At 47.0% G+C, this 23,098-nt stretch carries 20 protein-coding genes and 2 pseudogenes; 8 read left to right on the top strand and 14 right to left on the bottom strand.

Annotation, left to right across the window (positions count from 1 at the left end; translation table 11 throughout):
• Positions 1 to 14: 14 nt before the first annotated feature.
• The 4 genes from ACQ4MX_RS25845 to ACQ4MX_RS25830 all read right to left on the bottom strand — a co-directional run bounded on the left by ACQ4MX_RS25845 (position 15) and on the right by ACQ4MX_RS25830 (position 4,033).
• Positions 15 to 983, bottom strand: a complete 969-nt coding sequence (locus tag ACQ4MX_RS25845; RefSeq protein ID WP_431088084.1) for a sugar phosphate isomerase/epimerase family protein — start codon at positions 981 to 983, stop codon at positions 15 to 17.
• Between the two features lie 82 nt (positions 984 to 1,065).
• The gene (locus tag ACQ4MX_RS25840) at positions 1,066 to 2,148 is read right to left on the bottom strand and encodes a Gfo/Idh/MocA family protein (protein WP_431088082.1); all 1,083 of its coding nucleotides are present in this window, start codon (positions 2,146 to 2,148) and stop codon (positions 1,066 to 1,068) included.
• On the bottom strand, positions 2,141 to 2,908 hold the full coding sequence (locus ACQ4MX_RS25835; protein WP_431088080.1) for a sugar phosphate isomerase/epimerase family protein: 768 nt from the start codon (positions 2,906 to 2,908) through the stop codon (positions 2,141 to 2,143). The genes ACQ4MX_RS25840 and ACQ4MX_RS25835 overlap by 8 nt, the downstream gene beginning before the upstream one ends.
• An 18-nt stretch (positions 2,909 to 2,926) precedes the next feature.
• Positions 2,927 to 4,033 carry a Gfo/Idh/MocA family protein gene (locus ACQ4MX_RS25830; protein ID WP_431088078.1) on the bottom strand — a complete coding sequence of 369 codons (1,107 nt, stop codon included), beginning with the start codon at positions 4,031 to 4,033 and terminating at the stop codon, positions 2,927 to 2,929.
• 163 nt (positions 4,034 to 4,196) lie between these two features.
• Here ACQ4MX_RS25830 and ACQ4MX_RS25825 point away from each other — a divergent pair, with 163 nt between their 5' ends.
• On the top strand, positions 4,197 to 5,015 hold the full coding sequence (locus ACQ4MX_RS25825) for an AraC family transcriptional regulator (protein WP_431088076.1): 819 nt from the start codon (positions 4,197 to 4,199) through the stop codon (positions 5,013 to 5,015).
• Between the two features lie 103 nt (positions 5,016 to 5,118).
• Here ACQ4MX_RS25825 and ACQ4MX_RS25820 read toward each other — a convergent pair.
• The 5 genes and pseudogenes from ACQ4MX_RS25820 to ACQ4MX_RS25800 form a co-directional block, all read right to left on the bottom strand.
• A pseudogene (locus tag ACQ4MX_RS25820) lies at positions 5,119 to 6,603 on the bottom strand (alpha-N-arabinofuranosidase).
• Positions 6,604 to 7,013: 410 nt separating this feature from the next.
• Entirely contained in the window at positions 7,014 to 7,298 is a 285-nt protein-coding gene (locus ACQ4MX_RS25815) for a DUF6171 family protein (RefSeq protein ID WP_431091415.1), read from the bottom strand.
• 55 nt (positions 7,299 to 7,353) lie between these two features.
• Positions 7,354 to 7,674: a hypothetical protein gene (locus ACQ4MX_RS25810; RefSeq protein ID WP_431088074.1), complete on the bottom strand. Its 321-nt coding sequence runs from the start codon at positions 7,672 to 7,674 to the stop codon at positions 7,354 to 7,356.
• Between the two features lie 68 nt (positions 7,675 to 7,742).
• On the bottom strand, positions 7,743 to 8,687 hold the full coding sequence (locus ACQ4MX_RS25805) for a Gfo/Idh/MocA family protein (protein WP_431088072.1): 945 nt from the start codon (positions 8,685 to 8,687) through the stop codon (positions 7,743 to 7,745).
• Positions 8,688 to 8,849: 162 nt separating this feature from the next.
• A complete protein-coding gene (locus tag ACQ4MX_RS25800; protein WP_431088071.1) occupies positions 8,850 to 9,539 on the bottom strand; it encodes a TerC family protein in 690 nt (229 codons plus the stop codon).
• A gap of 352 nt (positions 9,540 to 9,891) precedes the next feature.
• On the opposite strand from ACQ4MX_RS25800, the gene ACQ4MX_RS25795 reads away from it, so the two are divergent.
• Together ACQ4MX_RS25795 and msrA are read left to right on the top strand one after the other, a co-directional pair.
• Complete coding sequence (locus ACQ4MX_RS25795) at positions 9,892 to 10,509, top strand: TVP38/TMEM64 family protein (protein ID WP_431088069.1); 618 nt, start codon at positions 9,892 to 9,894, stop codon at positions 10,507 to 10,509.
• Between the two features lie 185 nt (positions 10,510 to 10,694).
• Positions 10,695 to 11,666: a peptide-methionine (S)-S-oxide reductase MsrA gene (gene msrA / locus ACQ4MX_RS25790; RefSeq protein ID WP_431088067.1), complete on the top strand. Its 972-nt coding sequence runs from the start codon at positions 10,695 to 10,697 to the stop codon at positions 11,664 to 11,666.
• Positions 11,667 to 11,762: 96 nt separating this feature from the next.
• Here the strand turns inward: msrA and ACQ4MX_RS25785 are convergent.
• A pseudogene (locus tag ACQ4MX_RS25785) lies at positions 11,763 to 12,567 on the bottom strand (lipid II flippase Amj family protein).
• Between the two features lie 149 nt (positions 12,568 to 12,716).
• Between ACQ4MX_RS25785 and ACQ4MX_RS25780 the strand changes: the two are divergent.
• Complete coding sequence (locus tag ACQ4MX_RS25780) at positions 12,717 to 13,169, top strand: DUF2188 domain-containing protein (RefSeq protein ID WP_431088064.1); 453 nt, start codon at positions 12,717 to 12,719, stop codon at positions 13,167 to 13,169.
• Positions 13,170 to 13,232: 63 nt separating this feature from the next.
• Here ACQ4MX_RS25780 and ACQ4MX_RS25775 read toward each other — a convergent pair whose 3' ends face one another.
• Together ACQ4MX_RS25775 and ACQ4MX_RS25770 are read right to left on the bottom strand one after the other, a co-directional pair.
• On the bottom strand, positions 13,233 to 13,937 hold the full coding sequence (locus ACQ4MX_RS25775; protein ID WP_014282274.1) for a YitT family protein: 705 nt from the start codon (positions 13,935 to 13,937) through the stop codon (positions 13,233 to 13,235).
• Positions 13,938 to 14,398: 461 nt separating this feature from the next.
• Entirely contained in the window at positions 14,399 to 15,289 is an 891-nt protein-coding gene (locus ACQ4MX_RS25770; protein WP_149093503.1) for a DMT family transporter, read from the bottom strand.
• Positions 15,290 to 15,422: 133 nt separating this feature from the next.
• Between ACQ4MX_RS25770 and ACQ4MX_RS25765 the strand changes: the two genes are divergently transcribed.
• Positions 15,423 to 15,830 carry a hypothetical protein gene (locus ACQ4MX_RS25765; protein ID WP_431088063.1) on the top strand — a complete coding sequence of 136 codons (408 nt, stop codon included), beginning with the start codon at positions 15,423 to 15,425 and terminating at the stop codon, positions 15,828 to 15,830.
• On the opposite strand, the gene ACQ4MX_RS25760 is transcribed toward ACQ4MX_RS25765, so the two are convergent.
• Positions 15,739 to 16,725 carry a MerR family transcriptional regulator gene (locus tag ACQ4MX_RS25760; protein ID WP_431091414.1) on the bottom strand — a complete coding sequence of 329 codons (987 nt, stop codon included), beginning with the start codon at positions 16,723 to 16,725 and terminating at the stop codon, positions 15,739 to 15,741. The two genes, ACQ4MX_RS25765 and ACQ4MX_RS25760, sit on opposite strands and share 92 nt — an antisense overlap.
• Before the next feature lie 134 nt (positions 16,726 to 16,859).
• On the opposite strand from ACQ4MX_RS25760, the gene ACQ4MX_RS25755 reads away from it, so the two are divergent.
• From ACQ4MX_RS25755 to ACQ4MX_RS25745, 3 genes are read left to right on the top strand one after another with little or no spacing between them, the layout of a single operon-like run.
• Positions 16,860 to 18,350 (top strand): spore germination protein, encoded by a 1,491-nt coding sequence (locus ACQ4MX_RS25755; RefSeq protein ID WP_431091413.1) that lies wholly within the window; start codon positions 16,860 to 16,862, stop codon positions 18,348 to 18,350.
• A complete protein-coding gene (locus ACQ4MX_RS25750) occupies positions 18,343 to 19,434 on the top strand; it encodes a GerAB/ArcD/ProY family transporter (protein ID WP_431088061.1) in 1,092 nt (363 codons plus the stop codon). The genes ACQ4MX_RS25755 and ACQ4MX_RS25750 overlap by 8 nt, the downstream gene beginning before the upstream one ends.
• The gene (locus tag ACQ4MX_RS25745) at positions 19,431 to 20,552 is read left to right on the top strand and encodes a Ger(x)C family spore germination protein (RefSeq protein WP_431088059.1); all 1,122 of its coding nucleotides are present in this window, start codon (positions 19,431 to 19,433) and stop codon (positions 20,550 to 20,552) included. The genes ACQ4MX_RS25750 and ACQ4MX_RS25745 overlap by 4 nt, the downstream gene beginning before the upstream one ends.
• A gap of 15 nt (positions 20,553 to 20,567) precedes the next feature.
• Here ACQ4MX_RS25745 and ACQ4MX_RS25740 read toward each other — a convergent pair whose 3' ends face one another.
• Positions 20,568 to 23,084: a transglycosylase domain-containing protein gene (locus tag ACQ4MX_RS25740; RefSeq protein WP_431088057.1), complete on the bottom strand. Its 2,517-nt coding sequence runs from the start codon at positions 23,082 to 23,084 to the stop codon at positions 20,568 to 20,570.
• Positions 23,085 to 23,098: the final 14 nt, after the last annotated feature.

Here is a 23,098-nt window from a genome sequence, read left to right as displayed (position 1 = left end):
TTCCCCCTATTAGGTTAGACCCACCACATCTCGCTCAGCGGTTCTTCAATAAGGACCTGGCGAAGATTGTGAACGGCTTTAGTAAAGCCTTCCTCGACGGACATCAGACCATCCTCGTGCTCAATACTCACTACATAATCGTAACCCACCAGGCGAAGAGCACTAATTATATCCGCCCATGTTTTGATATCATGTCCATAGCCGACAGTACGGAACTGCCAAGCACGATCCAGCATATTCGAGTAATCCTGCATATCGGTCAAACCGTATTTATTCACATTAATCGGGTCAATCGTCGTATCCTTGGCATGGAAATGATGAATGGCTCTCTCCCGGCCCAAAATTTGAACCGCCTGTACCGGATCAATCCCCTGCCACCACATGTGACTTGGATCAAGATTGGCACCAATGACTTCTCCCACAGCTTCACGCAGACGAAGCAAGGTTGCTGGCGTATGAACGGAGAAGCCACCGTGCAACTCCAGCCCGATTTTGACATGATGATCCGCTGCAAATTTTCCAGCTTCGGTCCAGTAAGGGATAATTTTATTTTCCCATTGCCATTTCAGCACTTCCTGAAAATCATTCGGCCACGGCGCAACAGGCCAGTTCGGGTACTTCGCATCCTCATGATCACCCGGACAGCCGGAAAAGGTGTTCACAACGGGAACTTCCAGCTTTTCTGCCAAACGAACCGTTTTAAGAAACGCCTCGTGATCGGCCTGTGCCAAATGCTTTTGCGGATGGAGCGGGTTGCCATGACAACTGAGTGCACTAATGGTCAGTCCACGGGACTCTACTGCTTTTTTGAAGTTTTTGAGCGCTGTTTCGTTGTCCAGCAGTTCATCCGGCTTGCAGTGCTTATCGCCCGGGTTACCGCCTGTGCCGATTTCTACTGCATCCAGTCCTTGGGATGCTACATAGTCCAGAGCCTCTTCCAATGAACGTCCGCCGAACAATACCATAAATACTCCAAGTTTCAAACGTAATCCCTCCCTGTATCATATGTGAAAGAAGCTGCTTATCTTATAATGATGGCCTATTCGGATGTTTACGGGCTTAATCTTAATCGAAATAGACAGCTTTTCCTGTACGAGCCGATTCATAGATAGCTTCCAAAATTTCAGTAACCACCAACGCCTGTTCGGGCTTCACAAGCGGCTCTTTATCGTCCAGAATGGCTTCGATCCACAGACGGGCTTCGCGATCCGCTTCGTTTTCCGTTTCTCCAGAGTAAAAGGCTACACCGCCCGCGTCCAGATCAATTTTCGTATCAAACAAGCGACTATTCTTCTCCCCGTTAATACGCAGACCATCCTGCATATCGGCTCCGCCCTCAGTTCCGCATAACAGCGTCTTCGCTTCGCCAAATTCTACAACGTTCAGTGCCCAACTGGATTCCAGCACAATAGTGGCTCCATTTTGCATGGTAATAAATCCGAAAGCAGAATCCTCCACCTTAAATTCCTCAGGGTTCCACGGACCAAAGGCATTTGCCGCGTTTTTACGATCTCCAAGTTTATTGAAGGTAGAGCCCAGCACGCTTTTAGGCTTGTAATTATCCATCAGCCAGAGGGTCAGGTCGAGCGCATGCGTCCCGATATCAATCAGCGGACCGCCGCCCTGCTTCTCTTCATCCAAAAACACTCCCCACGTCGGAACCGCGCGGCGACGCAGAGCAATGGCTTTGCCCAGGTAAATCTCGCCAAGCTCTCCCTGCTCGACCAATTGCTTCAGATACAGGCTGTCGTTACGATAACGGTTTTGATACGCAATGGACAGCTTTTTACCTGTACGCTTTGCGGCATCCAGCATTTCCCTAGCCTGCTCGGCGGTTTTGGCCATCGGCTTTTCGCACAGCACATGCTTACCTGCCTCAAGCGCAGCTACCGTAATTTCCGAGTGCGAGTCGTTGGGTGTACATACATGTACGACTTCAATATCTTTATTTTCAAGCAGCTTCCGATAATCGCTATAAACTTGTGAACCTTCAACACCAAATTTTTCTGCCGCTTCCTCAGCCCGTTCTTGAATAATGTCACAGAAAGCGACGATCTCTGCACGTTTTTGCTTGGCAAGACTAGGCAAATGCTTTCCGTTGGCAATCCCCCCACAACCAATAATTCCGATTTTGAGTGTTTTAGACATGAATATTTCCTCCCTGAGCTGCGTATTGTTGGAGCCACTTAAAGCTGGTTTCAATGCTTTCGATTGGAGGATTTGAGCTGAAATCCTGTTCCACAACAACCCAATCCACGCCTGCCTCAATAGCGGCGTCTGTAATGGCCTGAAGCTGCACTTCTCCTTTGCCAAGCTCTACGGTAACTGCTTTATGGTGCTCGTCACGTGCCATATCCTTTAAGTGAATGATAGGCAGGCGTCCACGATAACGTCCGATGTATTCCACAGGATCATAGCCTCCGTAGTATACCCAACAAGTATCCATTTCGACCTGCAACAAATCAGCCGAAACCGCATCATATAACGCATCAAAAACCGGACGATCACCGATTTTTTCCGTCAGTTCAAAATCATGATTATGGTAAGCCAATACCAAGCCCTGTTCCTTAACTTTTTCACCAATTCGGTTCAGGTCGGCAAAAAGCTCATCCCACTGGCGCTGCTCCTCGGTTAAGTAAGGAACGATCAGGTACTTATTCCCTAATTCTTTGTGATAAGCGATCTCCTCATCCAAATGGTCCAACAGACGGGTATATTGAACATGGGTTCCGACAACTTCCAAACCTAGCTCATCCAAAAGTGCTTTTACATCCTTGGCACTGCGCCCGAAAAAGGCATGAAATTCAACCCCTTTATAGCCCAGCTCAGCTACCTTGCGCAACGTACCTTCAAAATCCTGTTCAAGGTCTTGCCTTACTGTGTACAATTGCAATCCTACTTTAGCCATTACCCTTCACCTCTTCATTTAGGATGGATGAACCATTATGTCTGTTCCATGATACAAATTTTCATCTGGCTCAAATGTACTTTCCAACGTAATATGCTTACCTTCCAATGAGGAGCGCTGAAAAGCATGCATAGCCTCTAATACATGATAGGCCAGTTCCACGTTAGCACGGTGGTTCTTTTCACTTCGAATGGCTCTCACCATCTCACCCGCACCTATTCCGCGTTCGTTCTTCCCACACTCAAATAAAGGTTCCACGAGCTCTTCGGTTTCCTCTCCAGATCGGCGAAGCTTGACATCTCCGTTAAAAAAGTTCGGATCAGGCAGGCTTAAGGTTCCTTCCGTACCATAAATTTCAATACGTGGCAGATCTAACGCCCCCTGAATGTCAAAGCTGGTAATGAGTGTTACAATGGGTCCGTTATGGAAATCCATCGTTCCGGCCAAATGCGTTGGTGTCTGCACCCGCAGCGGTGTGCCGCTTTTGGGACCAGAATGTATGTGACGATCAGGAATCTGAATGCCCACTGAACTGCTGATTCGCCGGATCGGACCCAGCACATGGATCAGCGACGTCAAATAGTAAGGTCCCATGTCAAACATCGGACCGCCTCCAGCGGCATAGAAAAATTCCGGATCAGCATGCCACCACTCGGGGCCTCTACCCATAAAAAAGGCAGTAGCGGCTACGGGCTGCCCAATCATTCCGTTTTGTATGGCATGGCGTGCAGTCTGAATACCCGCCCCAAGAAATGTATCCGGGGCACAGCCGACACGCAGGTTTTTTGCCTTGGCTAGATCCAGAACACGTTTGCCATCCTCCAAGGAAACCGCCAAAGGCTTTTCACTGTACACATGTTTGCCTGCCTCCAGTATCGTCATATCCGTCAGTGCATGGCTGCCAGGCACGGTCAGATTAAATACAAGCTCAATCTCAGGCTGGCGAAGCAATTCATCTACCTTGTATGCGTTTTCAATGTTAAATTCATTGGCCCTCGCTTTGGCCCTGTCCTCCAATAAATCAGCCACGGCCACCACTTCGATAAGCGGACTGTTTTGGAGATTTTCAAGATATACCGCGCTAATGTTACCGCAACCGATAATCCCGGCCTTCATTCGTTCCACGTCGTCACACCCCCCTGGCCTCCAACATGTTCTGTATTCTGCTATAAGCCTTACAGACACAATAGTATTCTATTTCCGTTTCGTTTAAAATGAATAATATGATTAAAACATGAACAATCTGGTCAATATTTGAAGCAGCCATATGCCCAAAGGAGTCATCATCATGTCTATCGTCGAGCCTTGTCAGGTTCTTACCGCAGGCTATTCCTTCCATCGTAAGCCCTTTTATTCGAACCAACCTGAAGGGATCAAAAATTATTTGTTTCGTCTACAAACAGACGGACGCTGCCAGGCCCGCATTAACGGGGAAATGACACGGATTGAGGCGGGTGACCTGCTGCTGTTCAATCCTACCGAGCCTTATGAGCTGGACATTCACAGTGAGTTAAATCCCATGGGGGAACAGGTCGTGGAGAGCGGAGATTACCACATTTTTTTTGGAGGCTCCTGGATAGATGAGTGGTGGCACCATCACAAACGACCCAACCGCATCAAGGTCCAGCTTACCGAAGCACTGCTTGGCCTATTTCGGCAGCTTGTGATGGAGCAGCGGCGTATTTCTAATCCTTATCCGGAAATATCGAGCTATTACATGCGCATTCTTTGCCTGGAGTTTGACCGTATGTTGTCCGAGCATCCGGCTTCCACCCACCATAATTATCTCGCTTATCAAATTAAAAATTATATTGAAGAAAATGCTTCTTCCAATTTTAAGCTAGATGACGTGTCCTCACACATCGGCATCAGCGTATCCAGAGCTGTGCATCTGTTCAAGGAAACATTTAATACGAGTATTATGCAGTACACACTGGATATCAGGCTCAACATGGCGAGGGAGCGCATTATTTTCAGCCCCATGTCTTTGGAACAGGCAGCCGAATCGTCCGGTTTTGCAAACTATACGTATTTTCACCGCGTATTTCGCTCCCGCTTCGGCATGTCGCCCAAGGAATTCAGAGTGATCCACCGCGAGCAATTGTAATATCGGGTAAAACTAAAACCTTGAGAGAGCCTTCCTTAGCTCCATCAAGGTTTTGTTTTGTTCCGATTTTCAAAATCATACTTCTTCTGAGTTCACAAAATATTTACGGTGCAATCGTCAGCATCACTACCGACATCGGTGGCAGTGTAACATCCAAACTCTGACCTTTCTGCTGGAAGGACGTGAAGTTTTCCGTTTTTACACGCTCCGGCTGGTCAAAGGTATTGTGTGCCTGCATATCGTCGCTGGCGAGCACAACGCCGCTAATTTGCTTGACGTTATCCAGTCCTCTCAGCTCCAGGTTCAAGGAAGCCGTCTCACCCGGATGGACGTTGCACAAACTCACATGAATATATCCGTCCTTCGCCTTGGAGGCGGACACACTCACCTGTGGAATGGAATGCCCATCATATTCATAATTGCCTACAGTTACATGGGCTGCCAGCGCTTGTGCATCCTGATGCACCTTGAACATTTCAAATACATGATAGGTCGGCGTCAGTAGCATAGCGGGGCCTTCGGTCAGAACCATAGCCTGCAAAACATTGACCATCTGGGCAATATTCGTCATCTGTACTCGGTCATGGTGATCTTGGAAAATGTGCAGATGCAGTCCGGCCACTAGCGCATCGCGCATCGTATTTTACTGATATAGGAAGCCTGGATTTGTACCTGGCTCGGTCAGGAACCAGGTTCCCCATTCATCCACAATCATTCCTACCCGTTTGTCAGGATCATATCGGTCCATAATGGCCGAATGACGAGTGATTAATTCATCCATATGCAACGATTTTTTCATCGTTTCGAACCATTCTGCTTCGTCAAAACCAAGCGCTTGCCGTTTCTCTTCCCAGCTACCCGGAACCGTGTAGCTGTGCAAGCTCAATCCGTCCATAAATTGCCCGGCTTCGCGCATCAACACCTCGGTCCAGCGGTAATCATCCACATTCGCCCCGCCTGCAATCCGGTAGATACGGTTATCACCATAATTTCGGACATACGTCTGATAACGACGATACAGATCGGCATAATATTCCGGACGCATATTGCCGCCACAGCCCCAGTTTTCGTTACCCACGCCAAAATATTTGAGCTTCCATGGTTGCTCACGCCTGTTTTCCTGCCGCCATGTGGCCATAGGGGATTCCCCGTCAAATGTCATGTACTCTACCCACTCCGACATTTCCTGCACCGTACCACTGCCAACATTCCCGCAAATATAAGGCTCTGCGTCTAACAGCTCACACAACTGGAAAAACTCATGGGTGCCAAAATGATTATTTTCCACCACACCGCCCCAGTGCGTATTGACCATTCTTTTACGATTTTCCTTAGGTCCGATGCCATCCTTCCAATGATATTCATCCGCAAAACAGCCTCCCGGCCAACGCAGCACAGGAATGTTTAGCTTTTTGAGCGCTTCTACCACATCATTGCGAATCCCGTCCGTATTTGGAATCGGGGAATCCTGTCCAACCCACAAACCTTCATAAATACATCGTCCAAGATGCTCGGCAAATTGTCCGTAAATATTTTTATTAATAACGCCTTGCTCCCAATCCGTGTGGACAACAATAGAACCCTTCATGACAAGCCCTCCTCAAAAATAGTAAAGCGTATGGGGACCATACACTTCAATGATTACGCTTTCATAAAATTAAAAAAATATGGCGTAGACCTGATCTCTTTTTCATCTAAACGTTTACAATCATCCAATGTAACAGCTTGATAATTAATATAAATATTAATAATTAAACAAAACATTTTACATGTTTAATATATTTTATTGCCTTCTATTTGTCAATCGTTAAGCCATTGCTCCACCCAAACCAAAAAGTCTGCCCTCAAGGCAGACCATGGTATGACCACTTTAACTCGTGATCGCGGGCTTTAGATGAACAGCGAAAGCTTCAAATGAAATTTTAAATAATGAAGTAAGTAGCCGGATTAGTCTTAATCACAGAAACAGCCGCATGTTCAGTGGAGTCTGAACCTATTTCATTTCAATGATGTCCCATGCCAGCGAGAGCCGCTATAGCCGGGACAATTTTGATTGACTGCCAGAGCACGTACACGGACGATACTTCCGCTGATCCTGCACGTATGCCCACCCATTAACTCATCGCATTGCGAGCAGGCTAACAGTCTGGTCTCGTACACATCATCGGTCACACATTCCATTCTGGGCCTCATGTTGTTTATAATTCTGGTCATTTGCTCTTCCGAAATAGCGATATCCCTTTCACACCCTTTACAGGTGTTTGGTGCGGTTATACCTTCCATCATCGGCTTACCCTCTCTTTCAAACAACGTTCTGAGTACATGCGGCTGGAGGACCTTATTTCCGTTCCGGTGGGAGCTGGGTAGCCGCTTCAGATACGACCATCGCCAAGTCCTCATTTCCGAACATGGACAGCACTCCTAATACTGTGTCCAGCGGGATATCTCCCGCTTCTTCACGCGATACGGTCAGCTTACGTACTCGGAGCAGACGCTCATTGCTATCCTGCTGCGGATAAGCTGCATGGTACAGTTCCTCTGGCTCCAGCCCGTGATTGATGCACCATTGCGCAAACACAAGGATCATCATATCCTCTTCCTGCTTATAATTTTCGATGATAGCCTCTTCTAACTGTTTACCGCGGTTGTGCTCTTCCATTCGTTCATTTCTCCTTCAATCTATTTCTCGATGTCTGGACTGCCTTGATGGCTGTCGTTCCTTCTGTGTTAGTCATTCAAACGGCTAATGAGTTCGTCCGCCAACATATGACTTTCCAGCACCCTGCCAGCACGCACACTGCACTCCTCTGGACGACGAATATGCTCCAGAAAATGATTTACTACTCCAGTGAATCCCCGTCTTTCCAGAATTGTGTCCCAGCTTCCAAAAGATTGTGACAATGACGGCTTATTTTTTTGCATAAAAATAGCCTGTTCCATGTTGGTCACCTCGACGGAACGACCTGCCCCATGCAGCTCCAGCCTCTCAATGTCAGCCCCTGCCTGTCTGTTCATACTGTAGCTACCAGTAGCATTTCCCAAACGTACCGACCCGAATGCAGCGTTCATATATCCTTCACTCGTCGTGTCCAGACTGCTATGCAGCAGCTCATAATCATCGCCACCCAGCCACAATAGCAGATCGAGCATATGAATCAAATCATCATAAACCGTCTGTGCCGCAGGTCTCGGATCATATCCAGTCCGATGCTTGATCGCTGCGCATTGGCTGAAACCTCCTGCTTCCTCCAGCCACGCTTTAGCAGCTACATAATGCGGGGCAAAACGTCGGTTAAAGCCGACCGCCAGCAGCACAGCCTGTGCCTCCGCAAACGCGGTCATTTCCAGATTTTTACGCACATCATAGGACAGCGGTTTATCCACATACACCGCAACACCTTTTTCAATACACGCCATAACCAGATCAAAATGGGCTTCGGTCGCAGCATGTATGAATACAGCCTCCGGCTCCCATGCCAGCATTTCCTTCACATCTGTCGTTCCTCTCGGCAGCCTGTACTGCTCCATAATGGAACTAACCGGCTCCTGCGAACGGTTCAAGACACCTACAATATCTACACCTTCGTGTGCAGTCAGCAGCGGCAAATACACTTTGCGGGCAATACCGCCCAGACCTGCAATAGCTACTCTTGTTTTCGTTTGCTTATTCATATCATACCCACCTCTGATGACTCATTTCTTCTGTTGTCTAGTTTACATGGAAGTCCACTGACAAGCAAAGAAAGAGGCTGCCCCCGATCCAGTTGGACCTGACGGAACAGCCTCTATGCATGAGCGTCCAGTTTCAGTTACGATGATTTCAGTGTGCTTAGCTTAGGCGTGCAGCGCTTGTTTTCTTGTTTTTTCACTTTTTATTTTTTTAACACGCATTCCAATAGCTACGACCAGAACAACGACCAGAGCTTCAAATCCGTATTTGACAACCCCATTCGTGAACCAATGTGCAATCAGCGGCTCAGCCACTACCATTTTGGCAGCAGTATAGGCTAGCACAGCAGCCCCAATTGTAATGACCATCGGGAAACGTTCGGTCAGCTTCAAGATAACGGTACTGCCCCATACCATAATCGGAACGGAAATCGCCAGTCCCAAAATAACAAGCAACATATTTCCATGAGCTGCTCCTGCAACAGCAAGTACATTATCGAGCCCCATCATGGTGTCGGCAATAATAATCGTACGAATCGCGGCCCACATTTGATTGGTTGCAGAGATTTCATGTTTTTTCTCCTCAACCAGCAGCTTGTAAGCAATGTAGATGAGCGCAAGCCCCCCGATTAAACGTAAGCCGTAAATTTCCAGTAAGTACGTGACCAGCAAAGTAGCGATAACACGAATGACAACCGCGCCGACCGTCCCCCAAATAATGACCTTTTTTTGATTGGCCTTCTCGACATTACGGGCTGCCAGACCAATTACAATCGCATTGTCACCAGCCAGCACCAAATCAATGATAATGATTGATAATAGCGCGGTTAAAAACTCGATTGACAAAAAATCCATACGTTTCTCCCACCTTCTTTATTTATTTGTTATACTGTACATAGTTCTGCGCTTTATACTAAAAAAGCGCCATTTCACGGAATCCGGAAACGGCGCTTGACCCAAATTTAGCATCAAAAAAAGACCATTTACCCGGATTCCAAAAATCCTGGCAAAGGTCTCGCTTACAACATTACGTTGCCAATAAAGCCGGGGATTTTAAAATCCCGTAATGACGACTTTACTCGTTGAGCTACTCCCCTTTGGGAACTATTCTATTAGTGGCAGTATAGCACACATTATTGGGAATGTGAACCCTATTTTTTTCTGTATAAGCGACAAGCCGAACAGGGATATTGAAAGAGGTATGTAAATGAAAAAATGGCTACTCGCTACGGCTTATGTTTCGCTGCTCTGCATCGCGTTTATCTACAAAGATGATTGGCTCGCCTGGGCGAACAAGCAAACCTCTTTTCCGGCTCTGCTGCTACTCGCGTTTCTGTTCGCGTTAATTCCATTTGTGCCTTACAAGCTGATTATCGCTTCCATTGCTTATGCAGCAGGTGCCTGGCAAGGCGCTCTGATCTGCTGGCTTGGCACTACATTCGCTGCGCTGGTCGTTTACGGCGCGGTCCGTATTCTCTTCCGTGACAAAGGACGGGCTTATCTGGAGCGAATTCAAGCGTTGGAGCGCTTGAACCGGGTCATGGAGCGAGAACCTTTTGCTGCTGTGCTGTTGGCCCGCCTAATTCCGATCATCCCGCAGGCAGCGGTGAATGTATATGCCGGGGTCGCAGGCTTTCCGTTCTGGAGCTTTATGCTGGGTACGGCGATTGGCAAGCTTCCTGCAATTGCGGTATACGCTTATGCAGGCGGGACTATTGCCGAACGTCCGGTCACTGGCTTGCTCATTTTGCTGCTGTATACAGCACTGGTGGGCGGTGGCTTTGTGCTTTACCGCAGGAGGCTTCAACGTGCCCATAAATCATAGCTCTGTGAGCCTGCCTCCAGGACTGTAAGGATGTAGATTGGCCTTGGCTTTTTAATCCAGAGTGATTTGCAAAGCTGGTTTGTTTCTGTCGTTCCATTGGTTTTTGCGGACATGTCGTATATAATTTAATTGTAAGCTATTTAAATAACAACTAATTGAAACTTTCTCAGAATGGAGTGACAAATATGAGCACCAACAATCCAAACACCGTGGAGAAGGCAACTTTTGCAGGCGGCTGCTTCTGGTGCATGGTTTCCCCCTTCGAGGAACTGCCCGGCATTTTAAAGGTAAGATCCGGTTACACAGGGGGACATACGGAAAACCCGACCTATGAAGAGGTATGCTCCGAAACAACGGGACATGTAGAAGCCGTACAGATTACATTTGATCCGCAAGTCTTCCCATATGAAAAATTGTTAGAGCTGTTCTGGCAACAGATTGATCCGACGGATGAAGGTGGACAATTCCACGATAGAGGCTCGTCCTACCAAACAGCTATTTTCTATCATAACGAAGAACAAAGAATCAAGGCAGAAGCTTCCAAAAAAACGCTGGGTGAAAGCGGCCGTTTTGACAAGCCCATCGCTACACCGATTCTGCCTGCGGCAACCTTTTATGAAGCGGAAGAATATCATCAGGATTATCATAAGAAGAACCCCGCGCATTACAAGCGCTACCGCAAAGGCTCTGGACGTGAAGATTTTATTGAGCAAAATTGGTCAGGTAAAATCGATAAATCTGATTTGAAAGATAGGCTGACACCTATCCAATATGAAGTAACACAAAAGAACGCGACCGAGCGCCCTTTCCAAAATGAGTTTTGGGACCATGAGGGTGAAGGCATTTATGTGGACATCGTATCGGGAGAGCCTTTGTTCAGCTCGCTTGATAAATATGATGCAGGGTGTGGTTGGCCCAGCTTCACTCGTCCGTTACGCAGCTATAATGTCAAAGAAAAAACAGACCTCAGCCACTTTATGATTCGTACCGAGGTCCGCAGTCGCGAAGCCGACTCCCATTTGGGACACGTATTTGATGATGGCCCGGGTCCAGATGGCCTGCGCTATTGTATTAATTCCGCCGCTCTCCGTTTTGTACCTCAGGAAGACTTGGAACGTGAAGGCTATGGAGCCTATAAGTCACTATTTGAAAAGTAAATAGACTTCAAAAATATTTTAGGCTGGCCCGGAAATCATCTTTCGCAGATGACCCCGGGTTAGCCTTTTGAATTAAATCAGTATATGTACCTCCCGTCAGCCCATAATCCACCCAAGCCAGAATGCGAGCGGCACCAACAGCAACTGTGCAAGCAACGTGCCTCCCAAACGCGAGATGATCATCCAGCCGTACATGCTGTTCATACGGTTCAAGGGCAGCTCCCCACGCAGCGTTTTTTCAGACAATACTGCCAATCTGGGATCAATTAGCAGGGTCAGCAGCACCGTTGCCATACCATTGATTAGACCTGATGACATCGACATTGCCGTCCCTTGAGCGGGCCACAGGAAAGATGCGTATAAAGCTGACACCACTCCAGTCGTATATATCGCGGTCACAGTCATATTCAGGGTAATCAGGCGCTTGGGGATCGCTCCCCTGAACAGCGAGGTGAGCATGGACCCGGTTGGACGCTTCATGTAGTAGCCTGCATGCTTCCAGCGGTTGTGCACCATTAAATGACGCACCAGTGCAGGAATAGAGCCGGTATGCTCCAGATGCACAATCCATCTGGCCGACATGCGTACCACGGTCGGATACAAGATAATAGCGATCATGGTCCCGACGTGTTGCTGCCAGTAGAACCCCGTGCATGTACAGCTCCAGCCTAACATTAGCCCCACCCGCTCGTATGGCAGCCTTCGCCTGATCGACCATACCTCCCAGTAAAGGTCCCTGCGCCATATTGGAGGTGCGCGAAACCAACAGCAGCATGCCCGCTACGGTTAAAGCCAATCCAATTCGACGTGCTCGCAAACCGCCAAGACGGAGGGCATAGGTCAAGCTGTCTGTAGTATGTATAATGATGGTTAGCATAAAGACGAAACTCCAGGCAAGCAATTGCTCCACTCCTTTTCAGGTATTCTGCACACCATTATACGCTTTTTCTCCAAATACATTTTACAATATATTCATTTCTTTGATTTCCGTTTGTTTAAGCGGACAGCGGGTAATACATACTACATCATCTGTTATAAGGAGTGTTGGGTATGCCTTGGACCAAACATGATTACCCCCCATCTATGAAAAATCTGGAGCCGCGTGTGCGGGAAAAAGCCGTTGATATTGCTAACGCACTACTTCGTGACGGCTACGAAGAAGGACGTTCCATTGCGATTGCAACCTCTCAAGCCGAGGAATGGGACGATAATCATCCAACTGAACGAGACGGGAAACAGAAAAAACATGAGCAACAACATTCAAGTAGAAACGGGAAAAACAAGCTTTCTGCCTCTTCGGAGCCTCAGGAGCCTATTCATGTCGTGCCACATGAGTATGGCTGGGCTATTAAGGAAGAAGGGCATGATAAACCTGCTTCCACTTTCCGGCACAAAAATGAAGCGGTGAACGAGGCTCAAAAATTAGTAAACCGCCAGCAGATTTCAGCGATTATTCATGACCAAAACGGACGCATTCATTCTACTTTAGAGCCTTCCTGCTGAAGCCTGGATACAGCGAAAGGGTGTCACGCAGGAAGATTTCTCTTCTAACGTAACACCCTTTCCTTATTGACGAAGGCTGTGGACGACCGGTACTGTTTTGGCAACTACCTTTTGGGCTGGAATAGCCGCAGGCAGTACCTTTTTCACAGGACGGTGTAGTTGGAACGTTGTCGTCCATGTAATTATTTTTCCGGCGAGCCACACAGCCAGTATGGTAAACATTGTTTCCTTCACAGGCAGATACAACAGCGATAATCCTAGTACGATGATGTCACTAACGATAAACACGTTACCGATTTTCCATCCACGCCACTCGCTGATCAGCAGGGATAAAATATCATCGCCCCCGGTTGCTCCACCAAATCGCAGTACGATCCCGGCTCCCAAGCCTGTAAGCACTCCGCAAAGCAGAGCCGCTACTAGCAAGTTGCCATGCAGATCTATAACCAGCGTCGAATACTTTTCAAATCCTGCATAAAACAGGGAAAATGCGACCGCCCCGATTAATGCCAGCAGCATGAATCTTCTGCCCTTCAGTACCCAAGCCAATAATATGACGGGGATATCAAGCAGCAGCATACTCCAAGCTGGAGACACGCCAAATGCGTAATGTCCCAGCAGAGCTAGGCCTGCAAATCCGCCTTCTGACAAATGATTTTGAGCATTGATGTGATAATACGTAAAAGCTAAAATGCATGTTCCGAGCAGCATGACAGCAATCTGCCTTAATGCTCCATTGTTCACGATAGATTCGTAAGTTTTCCTCATACAGGCTCCCTCGGTTTCTCGTAAGTTTGATGTGGATGAACCCACTCTTACGGAAGCTACCGGGTAAGATGTGCCTGGAGGACTTGGTCCTTCGCATGTACAATCCCCTCTTCCGCAGAGTTGGCTTTCGCAACTTGACGTTACTCCGCGGAAAAGCTAAGTATAAGACAGATCAAATCGTTTCCAAATCGTCCTTTGGGGAAGTATCCTTCGGGGACACATGGTATCCTGATCCTTTCTTTTGTGGAATAAAACTCCGACATTTCTGTGGTACATGTAATTCTATTATTTATTATACCACACCTTACCACCTGCTAAACAGCTTGCTTTTTATGCCGCACCATATTTTTATTTTATGCGTGAGCATACTTTATTGTATGTGCGAATAACCGCATTATACCGAAGGTTTGGCGGATGCACATAGAATGTGTTTATAGCTTGGTTATGCAGATTTTCAGTGGTTACCCAGCCAATTTGGCTGTTCTGCGCTGGTTGGCCATAAACACCCCTCCGAGTATGAGGACCAGCCCGGTCAGAACATTCCAGCCGATGTGTTCATTCAGAAGCAAAAAGCCCCATACGATAGCGCTCACCGGTACAAAATAAGTCACCGAGGAGGCAAATTCCGGACTTCCCCGCAAAATCATATAATTGAACAAAATATAAGCTACTCCCGATCCCAAGACCCCCAGCCCTATAAGAGAACCCAATACACCAGGGATGACGACGACCGACAGATCAGGTTGATCTACCATTGCCGTCATGATGCCGCCCGCTGCCGTTGCACCTAATAATGTCGCAAAGGTTGCCTGATACATCGACAGATTAGATAAAAACCGTTTGGACAGTTGCGTTCCAAAGCCATAGCAGAGAGTCGCAAGCAGCATACATCCAAAGCCGACGGGGTCGACAGAAATAATGGATACAGGATTAATACCCAGTAAAATAACGATTCCTACAAAAGCGAGTCCCATTCCAAACCACTGCATTCGATGAAAGATAGCTCCGAACAAGACAAGTCCGACCAACATGGTCCAGATTGGCGTGGTGGCATTCAACACAGAAGCCATGCTGCTAGCAATTCTGGTCTCGCTAAAACTAATCAAGGCCCATGGCAAAACCATATTCACCAGAGCTACGAGAATAACCGATTTCCATGGAATACTTCTGAATTCAAATGGCTTGCGCATGAGCAGCATCAACAAAACAATAAAAATGAGGCCAAAGCTGGAACGAAGAAATACAATAGTCCAAGGCCCTACGTGATGAAGCAATAATACCTTGATAAACAAAAACGATCCGCCCCAAATGAGGCTTAGCAGCAAAAGCGCCGCATATAACGAGCGTGACAATATGTATACCTTCTTTCCAATAATTGATGATTGCTTTGGCAAAGGAATAATTTCTATGATGAAGTATAAAAAGAACATTTGTTCTGTATGCTGATTATAATTGTATTCCTGCTATGAGTAAAGGAGATTTCTTATGAAAAAGATACTGGACAACAAGAATAAGACCCCATTGCCTTCCGAGGAAGACGCAGGGCTGATCAAAACTTGTGTACTTCTGACCCTCGTGCTGGATGTGCTGGAGCGGGACATTCGCATTCTGAATGCCTCTGCCTTAAAAATGCCCGATCTGTACGTTCGCAGCCTGACCGGGGTGCAACAGCGTGTAGCTGTTCGATTGGCAGAGACAAAGACGCGAATGAAAAGGCAGGGAGTTAAAATATACAACGAAACCCGGAATCACGAAGGCGTGGAGGTCCTGTATGTATGCCGTGGCTACCAAAAGCGGTTTTTCATGCTTTCCTCCTTTGCACGCAGCGAGGTTCGACGGGAACTGGGACATTATTTGGGAATTGATGTGACCCAAAGCCACTCGACTGTGTAGTCTCGTTTACAATCCTTGTACGATGCGTTTTCCGCGTACCGTTGCTTGTGCGAGCATCTCTTTCTCGTCTCTTGTTAGCAACTGTCTTCCGCGCATGAGCACACGCCCATTCACAATTGTCGTATTGACATCCGCGCCGCTTGCGCTGTAAGCAAGCAGTGACTCTATCTGGTGTATTGGCTGTAAATGCGGCTTTTGCATATCTATCAGAATGATATCCGCCTTTCCCCACCTCAAGTGTGCCGGTTTTGTGCTCAAAGTTTAAAGCTTGGCTACATTGACTGTAGCCATTTGCAGGGCCTACGCAGCAGTAAGAGCAACTGGATTGCCAGTGCTTAGCTTTTGCAGCTATGCCGCTGCCTTGATGCAGTCGCCCTGTAATATGCCAGGAAGCCGCAAAATACCCATGTCTATCGAACCAATCCAGCATGCGGGAGCGTTCTGCACAATATACTGGCAGCTCGGATTCCTCCTTTCCTGGCGTGGACACCTTTTCCCCCGCTTCCAGCAGCTCCGCTACATCCACCATCAGATCCACGATGCAAATACGTCCATGAGGTTTAAGCGTGCGTTGCATTTCCGACAGAGCGAGTATTTTCTGTTCACCTATCAGATGATGCAGGGCATAACTGCTGACCACAAAGTCAAATCCACGCCGTGAACATACAGAACGTTGCAACTCCAGCGCATAAAGTACCTCATTCCTTCTCCCTTGATCCAATCGGTCCAGTACGGATTTGACTTCCTCTACTGACATACCGAATTCACGTAGCGTCATAATCATCCTCAGGCGAATGGCTTCACGCTCTGTAAAATAACGATATCCATTATCCGGATGCTTAACAGGAGCAATCATCCCTTTTTCCTCATAGAATCGTATCGTGCGTGCAGATATATGTAATTGAGTCTCTCGTTTTCAGCCTATTCTATTATAAAACATTCACGTTACGTGAGGTGAAACATGATACGGGATATGGATAGGTCGCCATATCATGGATAAATCCAATCCATTTGGCACACATTATGCTTATCTCATCCAAAAAGAAGGTGTTTTTCTTGACTGGACATAACCCAGCTTCCTTTGAAATGAACAAGAATATTTCCTTTATCGAGCAAGCTCTTTTTTATACGGATGATTTAAAAAAACAGGCTATTTCCGTTGACGGGAAAGATGGCATTCTTCTCTATATAGACTCACTCGTGGATCAGGAGATCATTCAGACGCATATTCTGGCCACATTGTATAAGAAAACCGATTCTGGCTCTCATCAAATGTTTACCACCCTGAACAGCCAAAAGGACACCGACCTCCGAAATGCCGCTGATTCGCTTATTGAGGGATACTCCATTTTAATGGTGGATGGCGCAGAAGAATTTTATATCCTTTCCTCCGAAAAAACATACGCCCGTAGTACGGATGAGCCGGAGAACGAGGGAATTATCCGCGGGCCGCACAATGGATTTATTGAACAACTGTCCGTCAATCTGAATCTTATTCGCAAACAAATCATCAGCACATCGCTGATTGTGCGCTACTTTTATGTCGGATCTAAAACCCGGACCAAAGTCGCTATCATGTATATGCAAGACTTGGCCAATCCTGAGCTAGTGGAGGAAGTGGAAAAAAGAATAAAGGCCATCTCCTCCGATCTGGTGCTGCCTCCCGGTTTTATTCAGGAATTCATGGAGGACAATCCCTTTTCCCTGTTCCCTCAGCAACTCAGCACAGAACGTCCGGATCGGGTAGCCGCTAATTTAATGGAAGGACGAGTAACTATTTTGGCCGAAGGCAGCCCTACTGCTTTAATCGCTCCCGTCTCCTTTTTTGCATTTTACCAAAGCCCGGATGATTATAACGGTCGCTGGATTATTAGTTCCTTTCTGAGAATGATCCGAATGATGAGCTTTTTGATCGCTTTTACGCTGCCCGCCATTTATATTGCAACGATTGCCTTTCACTCAGCCATTCTACCGCTGGAGCTAGCACATACGATCAAAAAATCGTTGGAAAATGTTCCATTTCCCGCCATTGTGGAGGCGATGTTGCTTGAAGTGATCTTTGAGGTGCTACGGGAAGCCGGGATTCGTCTACCCAGCCGAGTGGGCCAAACAATAGGCATCGTTGGCGGTCTGGTTATCGGGGATGCTATCGTTCGGGCAGGTCTCGTGTCATACACGATGATTATTGTCGTTTCGTTAACAGCTATCTCTTCTTTTTTGGTACCTTCCCATGAAATGAGCTCAGCTGTCCGCATTCTCCGTTTTCCAATGATGATTGCTGCAGCCTTGTTCGGATATATTGGCATTGCCTTCGGGATGCTTATTCTCCTTATTCACCTTTGCAAGCTGGAAACATTTGGTTCGCCTTATTTTGCTCCTCTGGCACCTTTCCGGCTTGGCGATATGAAGGATGTTTTTATTCGCTTTCCCATTTGGACACTCCAACAGCGGCCGCATGATTCCCGACCCCAAAAAATGAAGCAACAGAACTACTCTAGGAGCTGGAAACGTCGTGAATAAAGAAAGTACAATTACACAGGGTCAATTGTTTTTTTTGATTATCAAGTTTGAGATTGGCGTGGATATTCTATCACTTCCTTATCAGATGCATCTGCTATCCAAGGGAGGGGGCTGGATATCCGTCATTATTGGAGGCATTCTGATCCAGCTTATCATTTTAATATGCTGGCTCCTGTTAAGGCGTTTTCCCTCCTCCTCCATTTACCAAATCCTCACTCGGATTACTGGCTCCTGGATGGGTAAAATTTTGACGGTGGCTTACATTATGTATTACTTGTTTATGGGAACTTCGGTTCTTGTGGGCGCCTATGACGTCATTAATCGCTGGATGCTGCAAAAAACCCCACGTTGGGCTATATTGGCTCTGATTCTATTCAGCAGCATCTATCTGGTTCGCGAAAATTTGAGGACAATTGCCCGAGTGCTTGTTTTAATCTCATTCCTGATCTTGCCAATGATGCTGCTAATCAGCTATGGCATAAAGCAGTCCAACCCGCTCTACCTACTACCTCTGACTGAGGCGGGATGGCTGCATATTATTGGTGGTTCAAGAGAAACACTCATGGCGATGTTCGGCTTTGAATTCATCCTCGTAGTCTTTCCCATGGTCAAGGGCAAAAGTAAGGGGAAGCTCAAGTCGCTCCTGCTAGCTAACGGGGTCGTGGTTCTGTTGTATGGTTTTACCATATTAACCTGTACAAGTGTATTTAGCCCCCAGCAGCTTGATTTGATGCCGGAGCCTGTCATTTACCTGCTCAGATCTATTCCGCTGGGAACGATGGACCGGGTTGATTTTATTTTCCTGCCCATCTGGTTAATTTCAATCTTTGGCTCCATAAGCGGTTATTATTATGCAGCGTCCTATGGACTAGGCTATTTGTTCAAGCAGAAAAACCACAAACAAGCCGTTCCTTTCGTAGTGTTCGTCTCATGCATTATTGCCTGTATCCCTCAAAAAAGAGAGGATTTTGAACTCGTCGGTACAATTGCCAACAATTCGGCTTATTTTTTCCTGATTGCACTACCTCTGCTGTTGCTGATTCTATCGCATATATTCAACAAAAAGGAGGAGCCCGGAACATGAAAAAAAAGAGGAGAGCACTTGGTATGCTGGCTCTACTCATTTTTATGACTGGCTGCTGGGACCAGGACAACTTGAAGGATGCCCGGTTGGCAAATGCTTCGGCCTACGATCTTACTCCAGAAGGCATGTTGCTGCAAACACTCGAAATTGTAGACGACTCTGGAAATAACCAAGGGAAAAGCACCAATGAAATTCATTCAGGCACCGGAATTTCCATCCGGCAAAGTACAGATAGAATCCGAGCCAAAGTAACAGGAGATATCCGTTTCTTTAAATATGGGGTTACTTTGTATGGCACAAGCTTGGCCCAAAAAGATTTGTATCCATATCTGGATGTCCTGTATCGGGAGCCGGATCATCCAACCTCACATGTAAAGGTAGCTATAGTAGAAGGATCAGCTGGAGAATTAATGAACAAGAAAAGTGTAGGCAGCCTCTTAGTCGGCGAATTTATAACGAAAAAGATCCGAAGCCTGGAGGAAATGTGCGTATTTCCCGAAGTGACGCTAGAAACACTGCTTCCCCCTATGCTTGATCCAGGACAGGACTTTGTTCTCCCCTATCTTTCCAAAGATGGAGAAGACATCGTAGCACGAGGGATTGCCTTGTTTCACGGGCAAAGATTTACAGGAACCCTTAACGACGAGCAAGGGGTCCTTTATGTCCTGATGACCGGGAAATGGAAGGACACAGCACGCTTTGTAAAAAGGGTTCACTCGGGACCTGCCAGTGATTTGCAAAACTTTATTACCTATCAGGCCCATATTCGGAACATCAAACGCCAGCTTATAGTGAAAGTTGGACGCGATGGTCAAATTGACGTATATCTCAACCTGAAGCTCCCTGTCGATGTTGTTGAATACGCGCGAAATCATCTTCAGGATAAGGATAATGTCATGCGCCTGAACCGTCAGCTTTCCGAAATTATGACCCAGGATGCGGAGGAAATTATCCGTACGCTTCAAAAAAGCGGTTGTGATGCCTTTGGCATCGGCAGACAATTGATTGCCCATCACCCGACCTTGTGGAAAAGTCTGGAGTGGAATAAAGAGTACCCTAATGTTCGCTTTCACCCACAGATCACCGTCAATATTGTCGGGAACGGCATTTTGAATTAGGCCGCTCCCTTTGGTTCAGTTTTTCGGCTGATCGGGTGTTTCGGTATGAATAGTTTCGCTTGGTTTATTTTCTGGAGCTTCCTTCTGGGTTTCTGGCTCAGAAGGAGGCTCCTGCTTATTTTCAACAGATGGTTGCGAACCATCTGCTGGTGGCACATCATTAATCTCACCATTCGTATCTATTTCTGTCTCCGGATCAGAAGGTACTGTTTCTTCTGGTAGAATCTCCTTCTGATCCGTTGCAGGTTCTTGTTTCTCTGGAGCTGCTTTATCCTTCGCATCCGGTTTGGACGGCACGACAGGTGTGGACGAACGTGTTCGTTGCTCCCTCCCAACTTCCGTTGGCACGTATTTTTGGTTAAACCAGTCTGTCACGAGTTGACCGGATTGACGGGAATAACTTCCCGGCAGCTTACCTGTAAGGCTGGAGACCGTAACTTTTACAACACCTTCCGGCTGTGTAAAATGCTTATTTTTGAAAAGCTGGGGCTGATCCTTGACCGCCTCGTTCATGATAAGTGCCCACACCGATTGTGCTCTGGAGTGCCCTTCTTGAGATAGGGTGTTAACCTGTTGACGGTAACCTGCCCAGACGCCGAGTGTAACATCCGGAGTATAGCCCATGAACCACACATCGCCAAAGTTTTGTGTCGTACCGGTCTTACCGGCAATATCAATGGTACCGTAGCTTTTAAAAGCATTTTGTATACGTTTGCCTGTACCCCTCGGGTCCGATATAACCGTTTTGAGCATATCTGTCATTAAAAACGCGGTTTGCTGGGAATACACACGCTTCGTCTGCGGTTTAAATTCATAAACGATCTTGCCATCGGCATCCGTAATTTTACTGATCAAATGGGGTTCATTGTATACGCCCATATTAGGAATCGTGCCGTATGCCGCTGTCAGTTCCTTGACAGATACCCCCTTGCTGAGCCCACCCAGAACGCCTGTCTGAGCATGTTCATCCTGCGGCTGAATCGTCGTAATCCCAAGGGAACGTACAAAGTTCCAGGCGTTTGGTATTTTAACTTCATACAAAAACAGTCTCAGCGCAGGAATGTTGATCGACCGATTGAGTGCTTCACGGGCTGTCATCAACCCTTCGTACCGTCTGTTATAATTTTTAGGGATATGATAGCCTTTACGTCCGTCTTTTAATATAATTTGCGAATCATCAATAAGCCCAGCAGGCTGAGTATAGCCTTTTTCCAAAGCAGGCAAATAAGCTGCAATAGGCTTCATAGCTGAACCCGGCTGACGCGTCATCTGGGTTGCATAGTTCATTTGCTCAGTATTAAAGTCCCTGCCCTCGATCATACCGAGTATAGCCCCCGTTTTATGATCAATCATGATGGCAGCAATCTGCTCCAGTCCTTTCTGCTTACTGTATGGAGAAAAGTTTTGCGGATTGGCAGCAATCTGCCGCATATCGTTATAAACTTTCTTATTTATCGTTGTATAAATCCGATAACCGGACCGTTGCAGTTCTTCTCGTATATTTTGAAGGAGTTCCGCATGCTCGGGCTTGGAAATCTCGGCTGTCGTAAGATCCGGATTTTGCTGGAGCGCCAACAACCGGGCGGCCTCCCGCTCTGTCTCCAGCATCAAATAAGGGAATGTATTGTAGCTTTTCTCCCGATGTGGTGCAAGAGTAGCTTTAATATCAAATTGAAGTGCCTCGTTATATTCTGTTAATGTGATTTTACCTGTTGCCAGCATCCTTCCCAGCACGACACGCTGGCGCTCCAAAGCTTTGTTGAAGCCTTCTTCATCAAATTTCCCTTTACCGTCAAAAGCCGAATAAACAGATGGCAATTGTGGAAGACCAGCCAAATAAGCCGCCTGAGCAATATGAAGCTTATGTAGATCACTTACATTAAAAATCCCTAACGAAGCCGACTTGATCCCGTACAAATTGTAGCCTGCGGAGCCATTGCCAAACGGCATTTTGTTTAGGTATGCCGTTAATATTTTGTCCTTGCCCATAAAGCGTTCCATACGCAGTGCCAGCAGCATTTCCTTTACCTTACGGCTGTCCGTCTTATCCAGACTGAGGAAAACTCGCCGGGCTACCTGCTGTGTCAGTGTACTTCCGCCTGTTTGGCGATTTTCGTTCAGAAGCTTTTGTTTGACGGCGCGAGCCGTCCCTTTTAGATCAACCCCCTGATGCTCATAAAATTGGCTGTCTTCCGTTGAAATGAGAGCATCTACAATGGATTGGGGAACATCCTTCTGATCCACGAGCTGCCGATCCTCCTCCATACGCATTCGTCCAACCGGGGTTACCTGGTCATTAAAAAATACAAAGCTGGTCAGAGCGTTCTCATTTACCTTTTCATATATCAACTGACGTGATCGTACAGGTTCATCATGAACCAGCGCTGCCACATAACCGGATATAAGACCTCCGGCAAATAAGACCCCAAGTACGCCCGCAAGCGAGAACCACTTGATATTAATCAGCAAAACTCTGCCAAAAATACGCCACCTGCTGCGTTTTTGAGATGATGGTCGACGTTTTGGGTTCATAAAAATGGTTTTCT

Origin of the sequence: Paenibacillus sp. 8b26, assembly GCF_050626875.1 — a bacterium.
Classification (GTDB): domain Bacteria; phylum Bacillota; class Bacilli; order Paenibacillales; family Paenibacillaceae; genus Paenibacillus.
This window is presented reverse-complemented; position numbering and strand designations above follow the sequence as displayed.